The organism is Shewanella sp. MTB7, from assembly GCF_027571385.1.
In the GTDB taxonomy this organism is placed as follows: Bacteria; Pseudomonadota; Gammaproteobacteria; order Enterobacterales; family Shewanellaceae; genus Shewanella.
In genome coordinates, this window is record NZ_CP085636.1 from 2,413,901 (window position 1) to 2,437,414 (window position 23,514).

Annotated in this window: 17 protein-coding genes and 1 pseudogene; 12 read left to right on the forward strand and 6 right to left on the reverse strand. The window is 41.2% G+C overall.

All coding sequences use genetic code 11. From position 1 onward, the window contains the following. Nucleotides 1-60: 60 nt before the first annotated feature. A pseudogene (locus HWQ47_RS10270) lies at nucleotides 61-742 on the forward strand (transposase); the annotation flags it as partial. A 315-nt stretch (nucleotides 743-1,057) separates the two neighbouring features. Here the strand turns inward: HWQ47_RS10270 and dld are convergent. Further along, a complete protein-coding gene (gene dld, locus HWQ47_RS10275; RefSeq protein ID WP_269971022.1) occupies nucleotides 1,058-2,746 on the reverse strand; it encodes a D-lactate dehydrogenase in 1,689 nt (562 codons plus the stop codon). Between the two features lie 737 nt (nucleotides 2,747-3,483). Then, a complete protein-coding gene (locus tag HWQ47_RS10280; RefSeq protein ID WP_269971023.1) occupies nucleotides 3,484-3,900 on the reverse strand; it encodes a ribbon-helix-helix domain-containing protein in 417 nt (138 codons plus the stop codon). Between the two features lie 520 nt (nucleotides 3,901-4,420). Here HWQ47_RS10280 and gloB point away from each other — a divergent pair. The 5 genes from gloB to HWQ47_RS10305 all read left to right on the forward strand — a co-directional run bounded on the left by gloB (nucleotide 4,421) and on the right by HWQ47_RS10305 (nucleotide 9,124). Further along, nucleotides 4,421-5,251, forward strand: a complete 831-nt coding sequence (gene gloB / locus HWQ47_RS10285; protein ID WP_269971024.1) for a hydroxyacylglutathione hydrolase — start codon at nucleotides 4,421-4,423, stop codon at nucleotides 5,249-5,251. A gap of 95 nt (nucleotides 5,252-5,346) precedes the next feature. After that, on the forward strand, nucleotides 5,347-5,742 hold the full coding sequence (locus HWQ47_RS10290) for a VOC family protein (protein ID WP_269971025.1): 396 nt from the start codon (nucleotides 5,347-5,349) through the stop codon (nucleotides 5,740-5,742). 25 nt (nucleotides 5,743-5,767) lie between these two features. After that, nucleotides 5,768-6,337 carry a hypothetical protein gene (locus HWQ47_RS10295; RefSeq protein ID WP_269971026.1) on the forward strand — a complete coding sequence of 190 codons (570 nt, stop codon included), beginning with the start codon at nucleotides 5,768-5,770 and terminating at the stop codon, nucleotides 6,335-6,337. 16 nt (nucleotides 6,338-6,353) lie between these two features. Continuing rightward, nucleotides 6,354-7,922, forward strand: coding sequence for a GMC family oxidoreductase (locus HWQ47_RS10300; RefSeq protein ID WP_269971027.1), 1,569 nt, complete (start codon nucleotides 6,354-6,356; stop codon nucleotides 7,920-7,922). Between the two features lie 62 nt (nucleotides 7,923-7,984). Then, nucleotides 7,985-9,124, forward strand: coding sequence for a porin (locus HWQ47_RS10305; protein WP_269971028.1), 1,140 nt, complete (start codon nucleotides 7,985-7,987; stop codon nucleotides 9,122-9,124). An 82-nt stretch (nucleotides 9,125-9,206) separates the two neighbouring features. On the opposite strand, the gene HWQ47_RS10310 is transcribed toward HWQ47_RS10305, so the two are convergent. Together HWQ47_RS10310 and HWQ47_RS10315 are read right to left on the reverse strand one after the other, a co-directional pair. Then, nucleotides 9,207-9,407 carry a ribbon-helix-helix domain-containing protein gene (locus HWQ47_RS10310; RefSeq protein WP_326515416.1) on the reverse strand — a complete coding sequence of 67 codons (201 nt, stop codon included), beginning with the start codon at nucleotides 9,405-9,407 and terminating at the stop codon, nucleotides 9,207-9,209. A 445-nt stretch (nucleotides 9,408-9,852) separates the two neighbouring features. Further along, a complete protein-coding gene (locus tag HWQ47_RS10315; protein WP_269971029.1) occupies nucleotides 9,853-11,148 on the reverse strand; it encodes an alpha/beta fold hydrolase in 1,296 nt (431 codons plus the stop codon). Between the two features lie 193 nt (nucleotides 11,149-11,341). Between HWQ47_RS10315 and HWQ47_RS10320 the strand changes: the two genes are divergently transcribed. Next, nucleotides 11,342-11,989 carry an MBL fold metallo-hydrolase gene (locus HWQ47_RS10320; RefSeq protein WP_269971030.1) on the forward strand — a complete coding sequence of 216 codons (648 nt, stop codon included), beginning with the start codon at nucleotides 11,342-11,344 and terminating at the stop codon, nucleotides 11,987-11,989. Between the two features lie 5 nt (nucleotides 11,990-11,994). On the opposite strand, the gene HWQ47_RS10325 is transcribed toward HWQ47_RS10320, so the two are convergent. Continuing rightward, nucleotides 11,995-14,238, reverse strand: coding sequence for a M14 family zinc carboxypeptidase (locus HWQ47_RS10325; protein ID WP_269971031.1), 2,244 nt, complete (start codon nucleotides 14,236-14,238; stop codon nucleotides 11,995-11,997). Between the two features lie 527 nt (nucleotides 14,239-14,765). Between HWQ47_RS10325 and HWQ47_RS10330 the strand changes: the two genes are divergently transcribed. The 5 genes from HWQ47_RS10330 (at nucleotide 14,766) to HWQ47_RS10350 (ending at nucleotide 21,402) form a co-directional block, all read left to right on the forward strand. Further along, nucleotides 14,766-15,275, forward strand: a complete 510-nt coding sequence (locus HWQ47_RS10330; protein WP_269971032.1) for a DUF1097 domain-containing protein — start codon at nucleotides 14,766-14,768, stop codon at nucleotides 15,273-15,275. 108 nt (nucleotides 15,276-15,383) lie between these two features. Beyond that, a complete protein-coding gene (locus HWQ47_RS10335) occupies nucleotides 15,384-16,832 on the forward strand; it encodes a methyl-accepting chemotaxis protein (RefSeq protein WP_269971033.1) in 1,449 nt (482 codons plus the stop codon). A 227-nt stretch (nucleotides 16,833-17,059) separates the two neighbouring features. After that, nucleotides 17,060-17,731: a hypothetical protein gene (locus HWQ47_RS10340; protein ID WP_269971034.1), complete on the forward strand. Its 672-nt coding sequence runs from the start codon at nucleotides 17,060-17,062 to the stop codon at nucleotides 17,729-17,731. Next, entirely contained in the window at nucleotides 17,731-20,067 is a 2,337-nt protein-coding gene (locus HWQ47_RS10345; RefSeq protein ID WP_269971035.1) for a bifunctional diguanylate cyclase/phosphodiesterase, read from the forward strand. Before HWQ47_RS10340 ends, HWQ47_RS10345 begins: the two co-directional genes overlap by 1 nt. Nucleotides 20,068-20,175: 108 nt before the next feature. After that, nucleotides 20,176-21,402, forward strand: coding sequence for a hypothetical protein (locus tag HWQ47_RS10350; protein WP_269971036.1), 1,227 nt, complete (start codon nucleotides 20,176-20,178; stop codon nucleotides 21,400-21,402). A 71-nt stretch (nucleotides 21,403-21,473) separates the two neighbouring features. Here the strand turns inward: HWQ47_RS10350 and HWQ47_RS10355 are convergent, their stop codons facing one another. Further along, a complete protein-coding gene (locus HWQ47_RS10355; protein WP_269971037.1) occupies nucleotides 21,474-23,492 on the reverse strand; it encodes an NADPH-dependent 2,4-dienoyl-CoA reductase in 2,019 nt (672 codons plus the stop codon). Nucleotides 23,493-23,514: the final 22 nt, after the last annotated feature.

Genomic DNA, 23,514 nt, shown 5'->3' on the forward strand with positions numbered 1-23,514 from the left:
TGGTGGGAAACACAACTTTTAAGATCAACTCCCCAATACGTTTTCTCATCCAAGTTACTTATGAACGAAACAGCTTTATATCAAAAAACCTTAGACTCAAAAGCACCATGGCTAGTCTCTGACGTTCAGTTTGATGAACAACATCAAAGTATTACGGTGATTGTGAACTATGTACATAGAGGTTATTTAGTTTGCCCCGTTTGCCAGCTTTCACTCCACAATTCCGTGAATTCATTGCCTGAACCATGGCTATCAGACACCTCAAATTCCCTAGGTTTACGAGAGTAGCCGCCACACTGAACTACTCGAAGTGGGAGTGTTGGCGATGTTAGTCATGAGTATGTTAAATGTGGTTAGTAAATTCTTTAAATTAAGCTGGGAAGCAATTGATCGGATAATGGAAAGGGACGTTTTTAGGAGGGAGCATATCGAACAACTTGCTCGATTGAGTCATTGTTAATTGACGAAACAGCCATTAAAAAAGGACGAGAATACGTTACCGTACTTTCCAACTTTCATGGACAAGTGTTAGCCGTTTCAGATCACCGATCTAAACTCAGTTTTAACGCCTGTTTTTAGCAATTGCCTTCAGATGCGAAATCAAAAACTAAAACCATCTGTATGGACATGAGACCTGCGGATTATCTCCTTTGATATGTGAAGAGGCTCAACGAACAGCCTCTTCTGGTTTAAGCCAAGACACAGCTTACCTGCTGCCCATTGCCAAGAAAGATTGAATAAGCCTAGCAATGTCTTCAGAATGTCGTCTAAAAAGGTACCTTGTTCTTTGAGGCATGCATGATGTCCAAAGATGTATTATCTAATAGGACCACCTATAGCCCTGCAATAACCACACACAATGAGCTAAATAGTACATCAAAAAGTGGGTAGTTGTTTTTTACACTTTAGAGATTGCCATGGATCCTGCAAAACGTTGCTTGTATAACTCAATATGTATGTTTAACTCCCTCTAAAAAGGAGTATAAGAGCACAGATAAAAAACGATCGCCAAACACACTTTCAAATTAGATAAAAAAACGTTCACATCTAACCTCGACTATTTATCATAGTTTAGCTTTTTAGACATTCCACCAATTCCTGCATTTAAGGTATTAGTTGGATCTAGCGTCCTATAATAATCAGCCAAGGGTGGCTTAGCGTCATAATGGTGGCCTACGTTATGCTCTGCTGGGTATTCGGCACCACGTTTTTCAAGCAGCAATAACATAGCTTTTTTAATATCTTTAGCATTTTCGCCTTTGCGAACTAAGTAATCTTGATGGAACACATGACATAGAAAGTGGCCATAATAAAGCTTATTAACTAACTTACAGTTAAGTTCTTCAGGTAAGGTTTCAAACCAATCGGTATCATTGCGTTTTAAAGCAATATCAAGCGCAACGATTGACTCGACTTCTTGATTGTTTATTGCTGCGTATTGAATCGCAGCGCCAGCCGCTGCAAAGCGCAATAAATAAGCAGACTTTGCATCCTCTTCATTGCAGAGAAAATAACTTAAATTATGTTGTTTTTTTATATCATCCAAGAGTGATTCGGTTTCTTCTTTAACATCTCCCTTTACTGTTAAGATCAATTGATGTTCGTATATCTCATTCCATTGGTGAAGCTTTTTTGGTGTCTGGCTAGGAAAAAGTGCTGCTAATTTATAGATTACATTGTCTATGAAGCCTTGCTTTAAAAATGGAATATGCTGGGAAAGTGTATTTAATTGACGCTTGATATTAAAAATTTTAGGCAACCAATTCGTTCCTAAATATTTAATGAGTAGTACTGTATCTCGGCCATATTTATCTGCCAACTCAAAAATGTCACGATGTAAGTATTCAGCGTAGACGGGCAAACTAGTTGATTTTTTAAGTAACGTTTTCCTAACGGTTTGTAATGCTTGGGTTGAGTTAGTACCTAAGTAAAAAGTATGCTCATTCTTATTCTTTAAAAAAGTATCCACTCGCACAGCAAAAATAGCTAGCTTGCCAGCACAGCCACTAGCTTGGTTCAAACGCCTTGGATCTGCATTAAAACGCGCAGGAGTATCATCTCCAATTTGACGAACCCAATCAGCATAGTCGCGATCTGAAGCCAGCTTATTTGTGGTTTTTATATCTTCAATTAAATATTTTTTGTTTTGTAAATTGGTAAGTATCTCTTGTGGAGTATCACCTAACTCAATATCAAGCTCATTGACTAAGCTTAATGTCCCCTGTTTATTTACTTGAGCATATAATGCAAGCTCTGTGTAAGCAGGACCTCGCTCTACCAATGCTCCACCCGAGTTGTTACATATTCCACCAACTATTGATGCACCAATACAAGACGATCCAATTACAGAGTGTGGCACTCGATCATAAGGAGCTAGGGCTTTTTCTAATGAAAATAGACTTGCGCCGGGAAAGGCGACTATCTGTTGCTGTAGCGCTAATACATGGATGTCATTAATTCGCGTGGTGTTGATTATTACGGTGTTTCGATCACAGCCTTGGCTAGGTGTTGAACCACCTGTTAAGCCAGTATTTGCTGCTTGCATTATGACAATAATATTTTCTTTTACGCAGACTTCTAATAGTTGCCATTGCTGCCAAAGAGTCGATGGTTTAACAACGGCAATGGCGGGACCATGACCTTCACGAAAGCCATTCCGAAACGGAGCAGTGGCTCGTTCACTAGTGAGAACATAGCGTATACCAACAATCTTTTTAAAGCATGTAATTAATGAACGATTTGACATTATATAAGTAACCTATATTTGATTTTTTTAACTAAATAGTTTTAAGTAGATAAGCTCTAGTGGCTGGCCTCATTATTTTGGCCTTACAAGCGATATGATCTTTTTATGTTTTCAACCACTTCCCATGATAGATGCTGTTCTTGAGTTTGTTCGTTTGGAAGTGATGATGCCAACCGATGTGATTGGCTATAATACCAATGAGCCAAAGCACAATTTCAGCGAGCATAGCAATAATGAATAAAACATCTAAGCGTCTAAGACATAATCTCTTACAGTGCCTTAGGCTTTCTCCTAAATCTTGATAGTTTACATCACCACGGACTCGGTCTAACAATAACCAACCATAGCTGGAAACCTGTTGGAACCCAATATTGCGGTAGTCCGCATTAGTCACAGTCAATATGCACGATAATCATAGGACTAGCACAGTTACTTTGCATGCCAGTAAAATATCGAGCCTATCCGCTTTCAGGTGCGAATTACCCAATAAACTATCAATGCGTTTAATACTATGTTTAGTTAGCACTTTCTCTTGAAAATTACAGTCTAATTGAACCAGTAATAGTTGATTTTTATCAAACAATGATTTAGTCGCAACTATCAGAGAATTAAGGTTTTTTATGAATTTTAGACCCTTGTTCTACAAGTGGCTGATGTAATATCATAATATAGCGCATGATGATGTTATCAGGTTTGCTCTTGGTGACATTAATTAGATCAAATAGCACCATGTGTGTCTAGTTTTTGAAGTTAAGAGAAATTATTTGAGAATTTCCTAGAGATAAGCTGAACCCCTCTTTTCGCTGACTCTTTCTCAGATGTTGTTCTTCTAATATATTCTGCGCATTGATATCATTTAAGGCGTTTTCACTCACCCGAGTGAGTTCTCCATCGGCTATTAGTGATAAGTAGCGTGAACAGCAAACTCTTAAAAAAGACGTGAAATTACTTATATCATGATCAGCATCAAGAGATTCATGGTACAACTTAGTAATTACTTGATTTATCGTCATTTTATCTCGAAATGATAATTCTTCTAATATATCCCAAAAAAAAACCTCTAAACGAATTGAGGTAACAACCCCATCTATGCGAAGTGATCGGCTTCGATTGATCCATGACCGACAATCAGCATTAATGAAAAGTTGACACATAATGACTCCTTCGCTTCAATAAAAATAATAACGATGCCGCAAATTGTATTTTGGCGGCAGTAAGGGCTGTTAATTCTTACCCTTTATTACACCAGAAAGACTGAGTAATTGTGAACCGTTGAATACTGATGAAATTGCCTTGTTAAGGGTTGTAACATCTTGAACAGCCACGATAACTTTAGCATTCAAACGTAAATATTCAGATTCTGGATATATAGCTAATATAAGCCATAGTCATCTTCAATATTACTCATGGCCTTCGACAAAACCACCATTAGTCATTAATGCTTCGACCATTGTGATTCCCTTATAGAATTTTAATAGTGATTTACAAAGCAGTTAAGATCAATTTAATAACAATAGATGATAATTCTGGTAACATAGGAATACTACAAAGTAGTTAACTATTTAAATTCATGATTTCACTTAACTCTATCTACTATGTTCATAGAATAAACTTATTTAAAAATAATATTAATAATTTTGTATTAGCTACATGTTACCTATCTTAAAATAAATCATGATAAATTCACATCTCATTTTTACAACTACATTATTAAATACCATGTTAAAAATAACTCCACTTCCAGCTTATAACGATAACTACATCTGGGTATTACACCAACAAGGCACTAACTACTGTGCTTTTGTCGATCCTGGAGATGCCAATATTTGCATTAAATTCCTGCAACAGAGTAAAGCTAAATTATGTGCAATACTTATTACTCACTCTCATAGAGATCACGTAGATGGTGTTAAGGAATTAATATCTTACTGTAAATTTAATGGTTGGAATATTAATGTATATTACCCAAGAAATGAGCCTGTTGATGGCGGTAATATTGAACTGTCTGAGCCTGACCGCATCACAATAGAGCCGATGGAAATAACCTTTGATATTTTAGACATACCCGGGCATACATTAGGACATATTGCTTTTGTTAATCATCAAATGCTGTTTTGTGGTGACACACTATTCTCAGGAGGTTGTGGTCGGGTATTTAGTGGTACAGCTAATCAATTGAAGACATCATTGGATAAATTATCAACTTTACCATCAGAGCTAGAAGTATATCCTGCACATGAATACACTCAGGAGAACTTAAGATTTGCAATCTTGATTGATCCGAAAAACGTTGATCTACTTATATACAGTGAATATGTTGACCATTTACGATTAGGCCGTCAAGTCTTGCTCCCCACCACCATAGCTAGAGAGCGACTAATCAACCCGTTTTTACGTTGCGACAGTCAGGAAATAAAACTCAATCTTGAGCATCATTTTAACGTCCAGTTTGCCTCTGAAATAGCTGTATTCACAGCACTAAGAGCATATAAGAACGTTTTTTAACTATCATATCAATTTAACAACCCGCTACTACCACTATCATTTTTTAGTACTGTACAGTGGAAAAACTGTCATGAAATATCAGAAAGGAGAGTATATTGCCGAAAATAATTCATACGATGATCAGAGTTTTAGATCTACAGAAATCAAAGAGTTTTTATCAGGATATTTTTGATTTAAAAGAGACATATTGCTTAGACTATCCGGAATTCAAATTACTTTACCTGCGAAATAAGCATAGTGACTTTGAGATAGAATTAACGTTCAACAAAAATAGAACGGTCCCTTACGAATTAGGTGATGGATATGGCCACATTGCTTTTGTTGTTAACGATTTGGATGCTATTCACAAAAAAATTAATGCATTAGGAGTAAACGCCGGAGTAATAAATAATTTTAAAGATAAGGAAGTGTTAATCGCAAGGTTTTTCTTCATCAGTGATCCTGATGGATATAAAATTGAGATTTTACAACGCAATGGTCATTACCAATAAAATAAAATTAAACAAGGTGATTATTATGATTGATAAACAACAGGAATCTAAACGAAAATTCATTAAAATAAGTATTGGCATGCTCACTGGGACATTAATAGCTACCAGCGGTTTGTTTTCTATTATGGCCCCCGCGAGAAGTTGGTCATTACCTTTAACAGCATTACCCGATAACGTTGCAGAAACGATTTTAATAGTAACACGTCATATATTTCCTCATAAAAATCTTGAAGATGCCGTTTATGCTCTAGTGGTTAAAGATTTAGATAATTCAGCAGCGAATGATCCTGCGGTGAAAAAGCTCTTGATTGATGGCGTAGCAACTTTAAATAAAAAGTCAACAAACAACAATTGGTTATCAGCAAGTTATCAAGAACAAAACACGATTATCTTATCGATGGTCGATAGTGTTTTTTTTGAAAAAATTCGCGGTACATCGATTGTTTCACTTTATAACAATGAAATGGCTTGGGCACATTTCGGTTATGAGGGACCTTCTTATGAAAAAGGAGGTTATTTAAATCGTGGTTTTCAAGATTTAAATTGGCTGCCTGAACCTCCACATAGTACCAGTCCACTAAAAAATAAAACATAAAATAAAGGGGAAGGTAATGAAAAGTATTGATTTAAATGACAGCGATACAGTTGTGATTATTGGTTCTGGTGCTGGAGGTGGAACATTAGCTAATGAACTTTGCCAGCAGGGCGTAAAAGTTGTTTTACTAGAAGCTGGAAGCAAACAATCAACCAATACATTTGTGAACGATGAATGGAAATCATTTTCTCAATTGGCCTGGTTGGATAATAGGAGTACATCAGGAGGTTGGCGTGTTAGTAAGGACTTTCCTAATCTACCAGCATGGATATGTAAAACAGTAGGAGGAACGACAACACATTGGGCTGGAGCCAGCTTGCGAATTCAGGCGCATGAATTTAAGGCACTATCAACCTATGGTTCGATTAAGGGCGCGAACTTATTGGATTGGCCAATAACCCTTGATGACTTGGCCCCTTATTATGATTTGGCTGAAAATAAAATGGGCGTCACTCGTACAAACGGTATCCCAGGGTTACCAGGTAACAGCAATTTTAAAGTTATGCATGCAGGTGCCGAAAAGCTTGGCTATAAAGAATGTCACACTGGTCGAATGGCGATAAATAGCCTGCCTCGTGATGGTCGTGCAGGCTGTCAACAATTGGGGTTTTGTTTTCAGGGCTGTAAAATGGGAGCTAAATGGTCAACCCTTTACACCGAGATACCTGCGGCGATTGCAACGGGAAATCTTGAACTTAGAGCTGGCTGTCATGTAATGATAATTAAGCATGACGATAAAGGTCTGGTAGATGGAGTGCTATATGTTGATGAACAGGGCACTCAACAACTGCAAAAAGCCCGAGTCGTTTGTGTTGCGGGTAACTCAATAGAAACGCCTCGTTTATTACTCAATTCGGCAACTGAAATGTTTCCTAACGGTTTGGCTAACTCTTCTGATCAAGTGGGCCGTAATTATATGCGTCATACTACGGGATCGGTTTATGCGACTTTTGATAAACCAGTACGCATGTGGCGTGGCACAACAATGGCCGGCATTATTCAAGATGAAGCAAAAAATGACCCTTCACGTGGCTTTGTCGGAGGCTATGAACTGGAAACGTTGTCTTTAGGACTACCTTTCATGGCTGCATTTATAGACCCTGGATCATGGGGTAAAAAATTCACCGATGCCTTAGACAATTACGAGAATATGGCTGGTTTATGGATAGTGGGTGAGGATTTACCACAAGAAAGCAATCGGATCACACTTCATCCAAGTGATAAAGATCAGCATGGTTTACCTGTCCCAAATGTACACTTCGATGATCATCCTAACGACAAAATAATGCGTGAACACGCTTTTGAGCAGGGCTCAAAGCTTTATAAAGCCGTTGGAGCTAAAGAGGTTTATCGAGTACCCCCCTATCCATCGACTCATAACTTAGGAACTTGCCGCATGAGCCTACATCCTAAAGATGGGGTCTGCAATAAACATGGACAAGCCCATGACATTAAAAATTTATTCATCTCTGATGGCAGTCAATTTACCACTAGTGCGGCAGAGAACCCAACATTGACTATCGTAGCCTTGGCTATCCGTCAAGCTAAATTCATTGCTAACCAGCTATCAACTAAAACAATTTAAAGGTATAAAAATGAAAAAAAATAAAATTAAACCATAATCACCTATTTTATCAGTTACTTGTTGTGCTAGGACTTTTCTTAACCTCTAATAGTAGTCATGCAAAAGTAGAACTTTACAATAAAGACAATATGGAAGTATCGGTTGATGCTTTTTTGAGTGCTTTTTATGTTAATAGCAGTTCCGATTTTACGGATCCTGAAAAAATAGATAAAGAACAATCGAGAGTACGAATCGGTTATATCCCTAACTGGATTGGTTTTAACTTTACTAAGACGACTGACAGTGGCTTAACCCTTGGTGCACGTTCTTCTTTTTGGGTGTCTGTTGGCGATCAAATTGATGATTCTCAGCTTACAGACAGTGTTGTAGATACTCGTCAGTTCTATGGCACTGTGTCAGGGGAGTGGGGGGAAGTGTTATTTGGTAAAGATTTTGAGGTTTTTAGTCGTACCACGGTCTTTAATGACGTTAATTTGATGGGGGTTGGTAATGTTAGTCAAACATTAGGCGTGGTTGATTTTGAATTTGTATCCTTTGGAAACTTAGGTACTGGTCATACTTTTCCGTTACCGATTGGTCAAATTACCTATCGTTCACCGGAAATGAATGGATTTAAACTGGCTGTTTCTATGGTTGATCCATCGAAGCAAGCTCGAACAGCAACGATTGACTCACAAGAAAAAAAGCCACGTTTTGAGACAGAGTTAACCTATGATAGAGAATGGCAGGATGGTAGTTTAACGGGCTTTTTAGGTGGTACAACTCAAGAGTCTGAACAATTATTAGCTGGGGGAGATAGTGTTAAATCTTACGGAATAAACTACGGTGTGTTAATTAGACAAAGTGGCTTTGTATTACATTTGTCTGCGCTTGATGGTTCAGGCATTGGGCCGTTAATTAACTCACAAGGTGGTTATGTTCTTAACAAATTAGGTAAATTTCAAGAGTTAGACGTTAAAGCCAGATTAGTGCAATTGTCTTATACTTTTGGCTCCGAAAAATTATTCATTTCTTTGGGTAAAACGGAGCAAGAAGGTGAGTCGGCACTGAGTAACAACACATTTGACGCAAAATCATTAGCGGTTGGTTGGTATCATAAATTTTCAAAACAACTGACACTGTTAACAGAATACAATCATTTAGAACATAAAAATTTGGAAGAGGTTGATATTGTTTCAATGGGAATTGAATTAACGTTCTAGCAGACATTCTGAAGTATCGGTCATGGGTTTCAGTGATGCTGGAAACTGATGACTACGAACGGATTTCGATTTCTTAATTATCCTAATCCCGTTCGAGCTTCACATGTTCTTTATTGTTGAGATAAGTGGTACAAGCTACTCGTAAAAATGATGAAAAATTAACGATTCTTCCGCATTCTGTTAATTTTTCATAATACAGTCTGGATAAAAACTCTGAAAGTTTTAGGCTTTCTTCTTGTGATATTCTATCTAGAAGTTCCCAAAAAACTAATTCAAGTCTAATACGTAGTAACTACGCCATCAATTCGAATAGAGCGTGTTTTTAATTCAAATAAAGCAACATCTGCGCTTATATAAATTTCACACATGCACAACCTCCCAGTTACGCGCCGTACACATGGAAAGATAGTTGATTTTTTTTACCAAAGCAATATTTAGAATTTTTCAAGCCCCTAAATATTTCTTTTTTTGCATGCGTTTAATATATCGCTGAGCCGCCTTAGTTGCAGTAGCAGGTTTGAGTGGCATGATTTCTGCAAGCTTTAGAAGAACGATGGTCTTTACGTCCTCTATTTTTAGCTTTTATAGTATGCTGCAAGCTATTAACAGGGTTGAAGTAACGGCTTACAGCTAGCTAACCAAATACCAATTCCGCTCAATAAACCCAATCAAAAAAGATATTTTAAACTTGTTATCACACACGTTTCCTAACCTAGTTGTCTCACAAGCTACCTAAGTTGTTCACCACGATTAAGGGCTATCAATCTGTCGAGAATATGCTCCCCGTCCATACGGATGCCATTGTGTTCATACTCTGATGTCAGCCAGTATTTTAGGTTGCCCACTTTCTGGGTAGTTTCTAGGCTGTAGCGCATCTCAACAAACATGTCTTCGCTGTAGATGGCGGCTGCGACGGGGACTTGGTTGTTGACCAAGGTGTTCAGGTTATAGAGTGTTGGCCAGTCACTTTTATTGGCTAATAAATTGGCTGCATGTTTAAGCGGTTTTAAGTTAGTAAACTGCTCGAAGAACCAAGGGTAGACCATCTCTCCGGTAAAGAGAAAAGGCTTGCCAAGTTCATAGTTAAACTCATCATATTGAGCCCGTACTCGTTGAGCTGACCAATTTGAAGCGGTTTGCTGACAGTAAATACTTTCATGGAGTAGGGCAAAAATAGGGTTCGTATTGAAGTCTAACATCTGACAGAAGTGGGCGAGGAAAAGTGGGTTTACATGGGTGCCGATCTCCGTTTCTATCAGGGCATGCTCCAGAAGGTAGTATACCGCTTCAGGGCCTTGCTCCATGCCGATATTGATCCCAAGTAACTGTAACATCTCAACGGTGAGCCGCTCGCCAGTAGCGATGCGAACCTCATGATGGGTAATATGCTCGGCAAGCTGAGTGATAAGCTGCTGTGCATCGCTGAAGCGGGTAAAGAAATCGTGGTTTTTTGTTAGGACTCTTTGGTAGGTGGCTTGATAAATTTCATCGGCAGCGCGAGTAATAGAGGGGATCCCACCAGTGATATAGGCCTCTTTGAGTCCTGAAGGGGCATCATTGAGGTACTTTAGTACGCAAAAACCTCCGAAACTCTGACCTAAAATACTCCATTTTTGTCCAGGACAGAGTTGTTCTCGAATGGCTTCAGCGTCACGAATGATATTGTCAGATCTGAAGTGTGACAGATATTCAGCTTGTTGCTCAGAGTTGAAATGAGCCAGACTTAAATAGCTGACTGGGGTAGAAAGTCCTGTTCCGCGTTGATCTAAAAGTAGTACTCTGAATTCTGTTAATGCGCGTTTTATCCAGCCGCTATTTGCAACGGGTCTGATGGCTCCAAATCCAGGCCCTCCTTGAAAAAACACTAAAAAAGGCAGTTCATTTGAATTCGAATTAGTACCCGCTAAGGTGAGCTCTCTGGCAAAAACGTGGATCATTTTACCTTGAGGATCATCATAGTTAAGGGGCAAGGTGAAAGTATGTTTATGCGCAGACAAACCAGCTAAGCTTAGATCAGGTTTCATGGTGGTCCTAATTCTTAAATTTTTCTTATTGCTCGATTGTATACAAGAATTTGGTTTGGTCAAAATCCCTTTTTAGTTGTTGAGATCAAGTTAGTGTGAACTTTTAGCAAGAGTTATTAGAGTATTTCTCTGAGTTGTCGTAACCTCTTACTTTAATTCAAATGAAGTTCAGCCATTTTATGCAGGCCAATTAATGAAGTATCAGATCATTCCTGTCACCCCTTTTCAGCAAAATTGCAGTCTTGTTTGGTGTGATGAGACGATGAAAGCGGCTGTGATCGATCCCGGTGGTGATATAGACCGGATCCTAACTGAAGTAAAAAAACTGGGCGTATCTCTTGAGAAAGTATGGTTAACGCATGGACATATTGACCATGTTGGTGGCGCTAAGTTACTCTCAAAACAACTCAATATACCTATAGTAGGTCCTCATAAAGCGGATGTTTTCTGGCTTGAGAGCTTAGCGGATCAAAGTCAGCATTTTGGTTTAAAGGCCTGTGAGCCCTTTGTTTCTGATCAGTATTTAGAAGATGGTGACACGCTGACTATCGGTAAGTTAACACTTAAGGTATTGCATTGCCCAGGTCATACGCCTGGTCATGTGGTTTTTTTCTGTGAAAAAGCGAAAACAGCGTGGGTGGGAGATGTGTTATTTCATGGCTCAGTAGGGCGTACGGATTTTCCGCAATCGAATCACGATGATTTAATCTCATCGATCACTAAAAAGCTGTGGCCATTGGGCCGAGATGTGGAGTTCATCCCGGGACATGGGCCTATTTCAACTTTTGGTTCAGAGCGAGATCAAAATCCATTTGTAGCTGATCAACTGTTTAACCAGTGAATATTTTATCTCTTTCTTTTTATACCGATAGACAGCAGTAACAAACTGATGAATCCCAGTGCACCACCAGAGCTATTACTTGCTGTTGGTGCAGGTGTTGGCACTGCTGTTACTGTGATGCTTTGTTCAGATATACTATCAGCTTTACCATCCTTGACCGTTAATATCACCTTATACGTGCCAGCTTGGCTATAACTATGTGATAGCTGTAGCTTATCGGCACTATTGCCATCACCGAGATCCCATAGATAACTCAAACTGTCTTCGTCAGCATCACTGCTGCTATTGGCGTCCAGTTGACATGTAAGATGAGTACAATTGGCGGTAAAGCTTGCACTAGGAGCTTGGTTTATGTCGAGTGTTAGGCTTTGACTCTTACTGTTATTCAAGCCTTGCGGATCGGTCACCGTGAGTGTGATTTGCGCTTTATTGTCAGAGAGCTGGCTGTTTGAAAAGTCATAACTAGGACTCCTTTCACTACTTGAAGCTTCAGCTATTTGCCATTGATAAGTTAAGTTATCGCCTTCTGGATCCTCGCTGTTACTGGCGTCAAACTGACAGACAAACTTATCGCACTGGTAACTAAAACTGGCTTGTGGTGCAAGGTTGGCCTCAGGTGTAATAATTTGAATAAACTGCGCTGATAATGCGCCCCATTGACCACTAGTGTCTTTGGCTTTTAGATAGAGAGTATGTTGGCCAATACTTAAATCACTGGCGTTGATTTGAAGCTCACCCTGTTCTGTTTTCTCATCAAACGTCCCGTCTAAAGGGGTGAGCAACGTTGTCTGACCGTCATCCCAAGGTGCATCGTCAATATAAAGTGCAATTTCAGAGATATCTTGAGTGGTTTCAGTGCCACCTCGTTTGCTAAATCTATCGTCGGATGCGGTGACGTTGAGTGTAACTCGGTAGTTTTGCGCAATGGCATCGATGGGGTGGCCAACAATGCTGATACTGGTGATATCAGGGCCAGAGGGGATAAGATAGGGCGCTTCTACAATTTTCGCGGCATATTTAAGAGCCTTGAGATTGTCTGGTAATACCTTCTCATTGTAGACCGAACAGCTCTGAAAAAATTCAGTCCCCAACTCGAAAGTCATGTGGGGGATCCCTAATTCGCCATAGCTTAAATTATCGCTGGTGCCATCGGTTGGGTAGAGTCCGACACTCTGCATCGGCATATAGCCATTGTAACGGGCAAGTTTTCTGCCCAGAGCGCGCATCGCCGCACCATTTGGGGCTAAAGTGTTATTATCACCCCATGGAAAAAGTACTAATTCACTGTAGGAATGAACGTCAATATGCAGTCCTTGGGTGGTATCCGGCGCGGCATCATTGCGGTTCGGTCCTCTGTGATCACCAAACAGGTTTCTCACATAGTTTTCTACAGCTTGTGTTTCAGGTTCTGATGCCGGCGTTGGCCCACGAAATACTTGGCTGCATTCATTGCCGCTAGAGCCTTCCTCTACCGTATTCCAGCCCCAACTAAAATTGCGGTTAAGATCGGTGCCGATGGCGTCGGGATTGCTGGCGCAGTAATCTTGGTTCTCGTTTTTGCGCCAGTACAGTCCATTTTCGGCTCTCTTGCGTCCATCCGGATTCATATGCAGTAGTAGATGAATTTCGTGGCGGTCTAGAATCCATTGGCTGTCGGCGTCGCTGCTGTATTCATTGAGTAGATTTTTAGCAAACTGTAATACCAAAGGGGACGTGGCATACTCCCTCGCATGCATTGCAGCGTGGATAAACAGCTTAGGTTTCTCGCCTGTAACTAGGCCGTTAGTGAGCTTCAATACATTAAGATCATAACCGCCATTGCCCGTCTTTTTTTGCCAGGAATCACCAATATCTTCGATACTGGCAAAATTTGGATATTGAGCAACGAGCTGTTCGATATCGCTTTGGGTCTCCTCAACCGTTGGGTAGCAGCTATAACCCGCTATTCCCTGCATTGATGAACTGCTTTGACTTGGCGCTCTTTGGGGATAAAGTTTGGCAGATTCTTCCACCTTGACTGTGCTGGTGGTGAAAGGCTTTATTCTGTTAAAAGCCGCATTTGACAGTGGCACCCAGATAACCCTCTGCTGGGGTTCTGTTTTTATCTTGTCATTGTGAAGTGTGATATTGGCTTTTAGAAAAGTCATCTCATCGGGAAAGATCAGTTTATAAGTGTGTTGGCTGTTATCTGTTGCAATGGCCTGAGATTGAAGCAGCGATGTTAAGATCAGGCTGGGTATAAATAGCATTTTTGTGAATCTAGAGAACGTTAATTTTGGTGACAATCGAGTTATTTTTTTTGATATATTCATTATAGTTAACGGCCTTGTTCAACCATCCTACCTGAGCTTAAACATGAGCATTTTGAGGTAGCTTGGGCATATATTTCTCATTTAGACGAGAACGGTTTGTTTTACCGTGCAGGGCAAAACGCTTATTCTGTACAAAATAGCAACATATCTCTCTTTTTGTAAGCTGTTTTACACTCTATTAAATATGACAAATAGAGTTTGCTGTGTCTGACGCCTTTTATAGGAGGCTCAAGCTATTCCAAATACCTAGTTTAAACTTGAACCGTTTGGCTGTTCGTCTCGAAGACATTTAACTGAGAAATAGCCTTTTGTTGGTATTTTTACTACAAAAACCTATTTGCAGTCACATCTGCGGCCAATAAAACCGCAGTTAATCCCAGTTTTATGGCATTGATCCTATTTTTGTTATTAAAAATGGAGTAATTTATCATTCAAAACTATTCCAATGTAATGAGGGGTCATACATGGAACATCGTTGGCAAATTGCCATATCGGCAGGCTTACTTGCGGCTGTTTGGGCAGGCGTCGCAGATATCTTTCATCTGGTCACTTGGATCGGGTTTCTAAGTTGTAGCACCTATTTTGCATTGGGGAAATTGAATTTCCAAGGAGTCGTTATCTCTTGGTGCACCAATCTGTCCGGCGTATTCTGGGCTTGGTTAGTCATCAGTGGTAGTAGTTACTTTGAAACGCCTATGGTGGGTTATCTACTTACGGGGATCGTCACCTCAGCCATGTGCCTTCAAGCCAGTTACAGCAAGCTTGCGTTTATTCCCGGGGCATTTATTGGTTGCTGCATTACTTTTGCTATGGGCGGTGATATTGCCAATATTTTACCTGCGTTAATCATAGGTTCACTCTTAGGCTATAGCATGTCAGAATTGACCGGCGTACTGGTGACATTGAAATTAAAATGGAAGGAGCGTTTCCAAAGTGATAGAGCATCGATAAGCTCGTCTAACCAGACAAATTAGTGAGATAGCGCAAAGTTAATTCGTTTTTTGGTTTTATACTCGATAATAAAAATAATGTTTAGTAACAACAATAAATTTCTGTTACTAAACAAAGAGGTTGTAGGAACAATGAAACAGATCCAGTTTAGAAAAATAGATGCTTTGATGATTAAGTTGAGCCTCAATGGCAAATTTTGGCTCTTGTGTCTTTTGGTGTCGTTAATTACCACCAGTATCGCCTTGGTCAATCTTAATCAAGTTCAGACTCAGATTACTGCAAACTCTCAGGAAAGAGCACAATCGATGCTTGATGCATTTGCCAATGTTGCAAGCACTCAAGGGATAACAGGTGATGAGCTTGCTCGTTTTGCTTCAGAGCAAGGGCTTCAGTTAAATAGTAACAGTGTTGATCGCCGTCAGAGGGATTCTGTTACTGTCTCCTCGCCGGTGGGTCATCAGTATCTTCAATTGAATGTCAATGTGAAAGCGTGGGAAGCGCAAGCACTTAGCAATGCCAATATGATGCTTTGGGTCGCTTTGCTCGGTCTGTTGCCACTATTTCAACTCAGTTATTGGACCTCAACCTCACTTGGTGGCGGTTTGTGGGATATGTATATCGCCATTAAGCGTTTGGCTGATGGCGATCTGACTCAGAGATTGAAATTTTTTGGTAAAGACGATTTTAGTATGATCGCCACCGAAATCGATCGCAGTGCCGACAATATGAGTGAGATGGTGGTAGCGATAGCTCAGAATGCAGCTACGCTCGCTCAAGCTGCAGATGAATTTGATCAGCAAGCGAAGCAGAGCGAAGATTTAATCGGTTGCCAACATCAGTTCTTAGATAGTGTGGCGGTGGCAATGGATCAGATGACTGCCGCAATCGAAGAGGTCTCGCACAATGCGGCTAATACTTCAACCCAGACCCAAGAGAATACTCATCAGGCTCAAGCAAGCAAGCAACGTATTGCTGAAGCGGTTACCCGCATCACAGATTTGGTGAATGAGATTGATACGGCATCGAGTTCAGTATCACAACTTTCTAATAGTGCTTCGGAAATTGGCGCCGTAGTGACTACCATCAATGGGATTTCAGAACAGACAAATTTGCTGGCATTGAATGCCGCCATCGAGGCTGCTCGTGCTGGAGAGCAGGGCAGAGGATTTGCTGTTGTTGCTGATGAGGTTCGAACTTTAGCGGGCAGGACTCAGGCTGCAACTGTTGAGATTCAAATGATGATTGAAGGTTTACAAAAGGGCAGTTCAACGTTATCAAAGGTGACTAAAAGTATTGTTGAACAGGCCGATCAGGGACGAAATGCTATCGTTTCTGTAGGAGAAGATGTGGACTCAATGGCGAATTCGACTGCGGACGTATTTGATATGAGTTCTCAAATAGCCGCTTCAGCTGAAGAACAGAGTGTGACGGCACGTGACATTGCCGCTCAGCTCAATGACATTCGTGATCAATCGCAAATCATTAAAGAGACGGCTCAGCGCTCAGTCATACTGGCTGCAGAACTGAGCCAGTCCTCTGTCGAGTTAGATCAGATTTTGAGTCAATATAGATTGAGTTGATTCCACCTCAGTTACGCAGAAAAAGCAAAACCTTGGTTTTGCTTTTTTATTGCCTATTATTAAATAGTTCAATATAGAACTGCTATATTATTTTAAATATATATTTCTTGTTTGAATATGAAATTTTTTTCTTTAAATTCAGTTCTTATTATCGGCGGGATAAAAGTGACTGATGTCATTATTCAACTTTGCCATATTTCTTTTCTGCAATTGAAAATGAGGTAGATGTGAACAATAGACCGGCAATGGCGTTATGTGCAGGATTTTTTATTGGCCCATTAGGGGGTCTTTCTGAAGTGAGTGCAGATACAATCAGGTTGGTTAACCCATCGGGGGAACCTCTACCAGATCTTGTTGTGTACTTACAAACTAGCAATCCCTCTCAGCCCGCAACTATGGGTAAAATCAGCCCTCCTATAGAAATACATCAACAAGATAAACAGTTCACACCCTATATTACGGTGATGCAAAAAGGTTATGAATTACAGTTTGTAAATGACGATGATATTACCCACCATATCTATTCTGCCGCAGGGCCAAAGCGTTTCTCTTTTAAGCTTAGAAAAGGCAGTGCATCGGATTCGATTGTTTTTGACCAAGTGGGCCATATCTCCATGGGGTGTAATGTCCATGATTGGATGAGTGGGCACTTATTAGTCGTCGACACTCCCTATTTTGCTATCACTGATGAGATGGGCGAGGTTAAGTTTGATACCATTGTTGATGCTGACTACACCTTAACGACATGGCATCCCCAGCTATCCGTCGACAGTAATCGTATATCACAGAAGATCACCACACCGCTTGCTCAACCTTTAATCATAACCGTCAATGCATCTATGGCTGATATCCCCGAACAAAAGAGTTTGGATGATTTTGAGTTTCTGGAAGGCTACTGATGTTTGGTTTTTGCAATCGAATACAGACGCGCATTTTTGCCTTTTTCGTCATCTTATTGATAGCGGTTCAGGCGATCTCATTTTCAATTACCTTCTTCGCTAATAAACGACTTGAACAGCAACAACTGAATAACCAGCTATCCGTGGCTGAACTGGTGTTTAAGTCTGATTATGGCAAGCGTAATTACTACCTGTCAGCTTTTGCCGAAACAGCTGCTAAAGATTTTGGTCTCAAAGATATCTTCATCGATAATGACAGTCGTAGTTTTTTGGTGGCGCTTAATAATCACAGAAAACGCATTAATGCCGATCTTGCTATCGCAGTGGATAAACATGGTGCCATCATCGGTGAGTTGATGCTCAACACCGGTGAGCAGGAGCTAGGCAAGGTTACTGTTGGTCCTGAGCAAGGTCAGCAATTTCGTTACCCATTGGATACCGGGCTTGTGAATATTAATCCACTCTATTCGCTCGGAGGTAATATCTATCAAATCAAATTTGCGCCCTTAACCAGCGGCGCAAACAATGTGATTGGTTGGGTCGGGTTTGGTTTTATTATTGGTAATGAACTTGCCAAGTCACTGCAGTTGCACACCGGATTAAATGCCGGGTTTGTGGTGACACAAGCTGGGCAAGCTAATCAATTTATCAGTTTATCCGGTGAAGGTTTAAATGCCGCTGACAATGACGCGGTTTCTCGCTTTATTGCTAATGGAGAGGCTAACGAAGATTATGTTCTTTGGCATGAGCTACTTGGTCAAGTGGAGCAAAAGCAGGTGCATGCCTTCATGTATCAGACTCGGTATGACGTGCTTGAGTCGTTCCAAAAACAGTGGTTGCAACAGTTAAGTTTAATTTTGCTGATGCTTCCTATCTCTCTTTTATTGGCATTTTTTATTTCAAGTGGCGTAACTAAACCGATCATGCTGTTGATCGAGCAGGCAAGGTATATTGCCAAGGGAAATTATAACTCTAAAGTCCAGGTGGGCAACAGTGTCGAGATGCAGCTTTTAGCCGAAGAGTTCACCGTGATGCAGCAGGCTATATTGAGCCGTGAAAGTGAAATAGTGTTTCAGGTCTATCATGATCCCTTGACTAAGCTAGCCAACAAAAATGAGCTGAAACGGCTGACATCCCTATGGTTTGACGATAAGTCGGCCGTTGCTATCTGTTTAATTGATATAAAACGCATGACAGAAGTGAATGGCACCCTAGGCCACGTGGTCGGAGATGAGGTGATTAAAGAGGTTGGCAAGCGGCTGTCGTCTTTGGAAAATATTGACCTTGTTTGTCATATTACAGGAGATGAATTTGCCTTGGCTTTTAAAAACACCTCGCCAAAAAAGCTTAGGGTTTTGATGGCCGAACTGCAAAAAAGCATTGAAGCAGAATACCGTTATCAAGATATATCCCTGCATCTTCAGCTTTCCATTGGTATCAGTTTTGTTCATTACCCTAGTGATTTAGAAACCTTATTACGTCAAGCGGATACGGCACTGCAATATGCCAAGAAAAATAAACTAGAACAGCAAATCTACAATCAGCAGATTGATGGTAATACGTTAGATCGCTTGCAGTTAATTAACGAACTTAAGTCAGCTATAGACAATGGTGAACTGGTGCTCTTTTACCAGCCTAAACTTGATCTTAAATTAAAAAAAGTAACCCATGTTGAGGCGTTAGTGCGCTGGCAACACCCAGATAGAGGCATGATCCCTCCGGATCACTTTATCCCGATTGCGGAACAGATGGGGCAGATGAATGCATTAACCCAGTGGGTAATGAACGAGTCAATTGAACAATATCTTAAGTGGAAGTCTCAAGGCATAGACTTATGCATTGCTATTAACATCTCAGCAGAAAATTTGAAGGATGCTCATTTCTGCCAATACGTACTGGATCTTATCTCAGAAAAAGGCGTACCTATTGAGGTATTAACGTTAGAGATCACTGAGGATGCGGTGGTATCAGATCCTGAAAATGCGATTAAGCAACTTAAGGTGTTAAAAAACAGTGGCCTTAAGATATCTATTGATGATTATGGTACCGGTTATTCATCTTTAGCTCAGCTGAAACAGCTGCCGGTGTCTGAACTGAAAATTGATAAGTCATTTGTGCAAAATTTGATGGTGAGCGTGGATGATCAGATTATTGTGAGCTCTACTTTGCAGTTGGCGCATAATTTAGGACTCAGTGTTGTTGCCGAAGGTATAGAAGATGAAGGTGCATTAAACTGGTTAGTTGAACGAGGATGTGAGATGGGGCAGGGCTACTATTTGTCCAGACCTTTAGATGCAGGAAAAATTGCCGACTGGTTGGCTAACTCACCCTATTAACTTATTAGGCCAATAATCTTAGCTCTGCTGAATATGAAGGTTTGGATGAGAATAGACTATAGAGTCAGTTAGTAAGAGCAAAAATATGCTCGATTAAAAGGGGGAAAGATGAAATATTGGGTATGGATGTTGTGCTTATTCTCATCAATCACAATGGCCGTTGAACATAAGGTGTCAGGGATTGTGGATGTCAGGGCAAGTTATACTGATGGGATAACATCATATGTCGATGCGGGACTGGGTAAGTTCCGTTTTAACCCTGACGGGCAAGTATCTTTAGCTCAAGGAGGACTCAGTTATCAGATTGATTGGGAGAATCCCCTGTCAGCTCATGTGGTGGCAAACGCTTATTGGGATGGAGTTAGAGACAATATAGGCCTTACCGAAGCCTACCTTAAATATAAAGGTTTACCCTGGAGTAATGGGTTGAGGTTGTCGGTGAAGCTTGGGATCTTATATCCAGATATCTCCATGGAAAATATAGCGACGGCATGGTCATCGCCCTACACACTCACATACTCAAATATCAATAGTTGGATTGGCGAAGAAGTTCGTCATATCGGTGGTCAATTTAGTCTTGAACATTTAGGAAAGTTCAGCGATTCTTCCCATGATTTTAAACTGGTTGCCGAGCTATTTCAGAATAATGACACCACAGGCGCCATGTTATCTTGGCATGGATGGACAAACAGTTCGCGGCAGACACTCTGGCAAGAAAAGTTACCCTTGAGTGCACTTCCCAGTCTTGATGGTGGTTCGCTGACGGATCAGGCTAAGGAGTCCGATCCATTCTTAGAACTCGATGATCACCTTGGTTACCATGTTAAAGCACAATGGCGCTTGCAGAGCTTGGGCAGGGTCGAACTGGGGTATTACGATAATGATGTTGATACCAGTGTGGTCAAAGAGGGCCAGTATACTTGGCTGACTCAGTTTGGCCATATAGGTACTAAATGGCGCTTGCCTTATCATATCGAATTAATTGCGCAATATATTAAGGGCGATACGTCGATGCACTCGCCCTCGGGTAGCAAGGTGGTTGATAACGGCTATGAAAGTGGTTTTATTTTATTGAGTCATCGATGGCAGAGGCACAGAGTCTCTTTCAGATTTGAACATTTTAACGTTACAGATAACGATCTTACTCTGGATGATGACAATCGTGAGCAGGGCAAAGCTGTTACGCTTTCTTATGGCTATCAATTGCGTAAAGGCTGGTTTCTGCAGGCAGAATATAATCGTATCGATTCGACGCGTCCCGCACGGCAAGCTCAAGGTTATGATAAGGATTTAATTGAAGAGCAGTGGCAGTTAGCCAGCCGTTACTACTTTTAAGAGTCGTAACGGCTGACAAGATTGCTTGGACTGTCAGTCAAAAGCTGATGGGTTATAAGATGTTGAGACTATTATAGGGCAGCAGCAACGATAGTTCCTTGTTTAATTGCACGCTTAGCGTCCAGCTCAGAGGCGATATCTGCGCCGCCGATCAACGTGACTTTCACATTTTCAGCTTCTAATTCAGCTTGTAGACTTCGGTGCGAATCTTGACCGGCGCAGATGATAATGTTGTCTACTTCAAGAAGCTGGGCTTGGCCCTCTATTTCAATGTGCAGACCCGTATCATCAATGTGAGTGTACTGTACGCCTTTGAGCATTTTCACGCCTTTATTCTTCAGTACTGTACGGTGGATCCAGCCAGTACTTTTACCTAAACCTGCACCTACTTTAGAGGTTTTACGTTGCAGTAGGAATATCTGTCGCGGTGACGGCTCGCTTTGAGGCTCTGTTAAGCCACCAGGGGTAGAAACCGTGAGATCCACTCCCCACTCTTTCATATAAGCCGTTTTATCTAGGCTGGTAGATGGACCCTGATGAGAAAGGTACTCGCCGACGTCGAAACCTATGCCGCCTGCCCCAATGATAGCAACGCGTTTACCGACAGGTTTCTTATGCTTGAGTACGTCGATATAGTTCATCACACTAGGGTGTTCTATTCCTGGAATATCGAGTTGGCGTGGGATTATCCCTGTTGCCAACAACACTTCATCGAACTGGGTTAACTCTTCTTTAGTGGCTTTGGTATTGAGCTTTAGTGTCACACCTGTTAGTTCTATCTGTTTTTGGAAGTAGCGTATGGTTTCAGAGAACTCCTCTTTACCCGGTACTTGCTTAGCGATATTAAATTGACCACCAATTTTGTCATCTGCCTCAAAAAGCGTGACTTTATGGCCGCGTTTGGCGGCTGTTGTTGCGGCAGCAAGTCCAGCAGGTCCAGCGCCGACGACGGCAATATTTCTTACATCACTGGCCGGCAGGATAAGCAATTTTGTCTCATGGCAAGCTTGTGGGTTGACTAAACAACTCACCAACTTCATCTGAAATATATGGTCTAAACAGGCTTGATTACAACCGATACAAGTATTGATCTCATCTGATTTGTCAGCAGCAGCTTTGAGTATAAAATCAGGATCAGCCAGCATAGGTCGCGCCATCGAGATGATATCGGCATTGCCTTCGGCCAAGATCTCCTCAGCAAGTTCAGGGATATTGATGCGGTTAGTGGTACACAGAGGGATATTCACCTCTTGCTTCATGCGCTTGGTTATCTCAACAAACGCTCCCCTAGGTACACTGGTGGCGATGGTAGGAACTCGCGCTTCATGCCAGCCAATTCCCGTGTTGATAATCGTTGCGCCAACGGCTTCAATGCCTTTAGCCAGCTCAACAATTTCTTGCCATGTGCTGCCACCTTCAATGAGATCGAGCATAGATAAGCGGAAGATTATAATGAACTCTTTACCTACTGCTTCTCTGGTACGGCGGACGATATCGAGGGCGAGTCGAGTGCGGTTCTGGTAGCTTCCCCCCCAGCGATCGTTTCTGTGGTTGGTGCGCTTACAGATAAACTGGTTGATAAAGTAACCTTCAGAACCCATGATCTCCACGCCGTCATATCCAGCAGCTTGTGAATTTAGGGAACAGTTAACGAAATCTTGGATCTGTTTCTCAATCCCTGCTTCATCTAGCTCTTTGGGGACGAATTGATTAATCGGTGCTTGTAGTGGCGAACAGCTCACTAGGTGAGGGTGGTAAGCGTAACGGCCGGTGTGCAGTATTTGAAGGCAGATAACCCCATCTTCTTTATGGACGGCTTGAGTGATCAGTTTATGTTTCTCAATGTCCTCATCAGTGGCAATCATGGTGGCATTGGGCATGCCGCCACCTTCCAAGTTCGGCGCAAAACCGCCGGTAACGATAATGCCTATCCCGCCCGCTGCTCGCTTAGCGTAATAGGCAGCCATGCGTTCAAATCCGTTAGGGGCTTCCTCTAAGTTCGTGTGCATCGAGCCCATCAAGCTGCGATTTTTTATGGTGCGGAACCCGAGATCAAGCGGGGCCATTAAGTGGGGGTATGGATTGCTCATTATTCGACACCTAGTCATTATT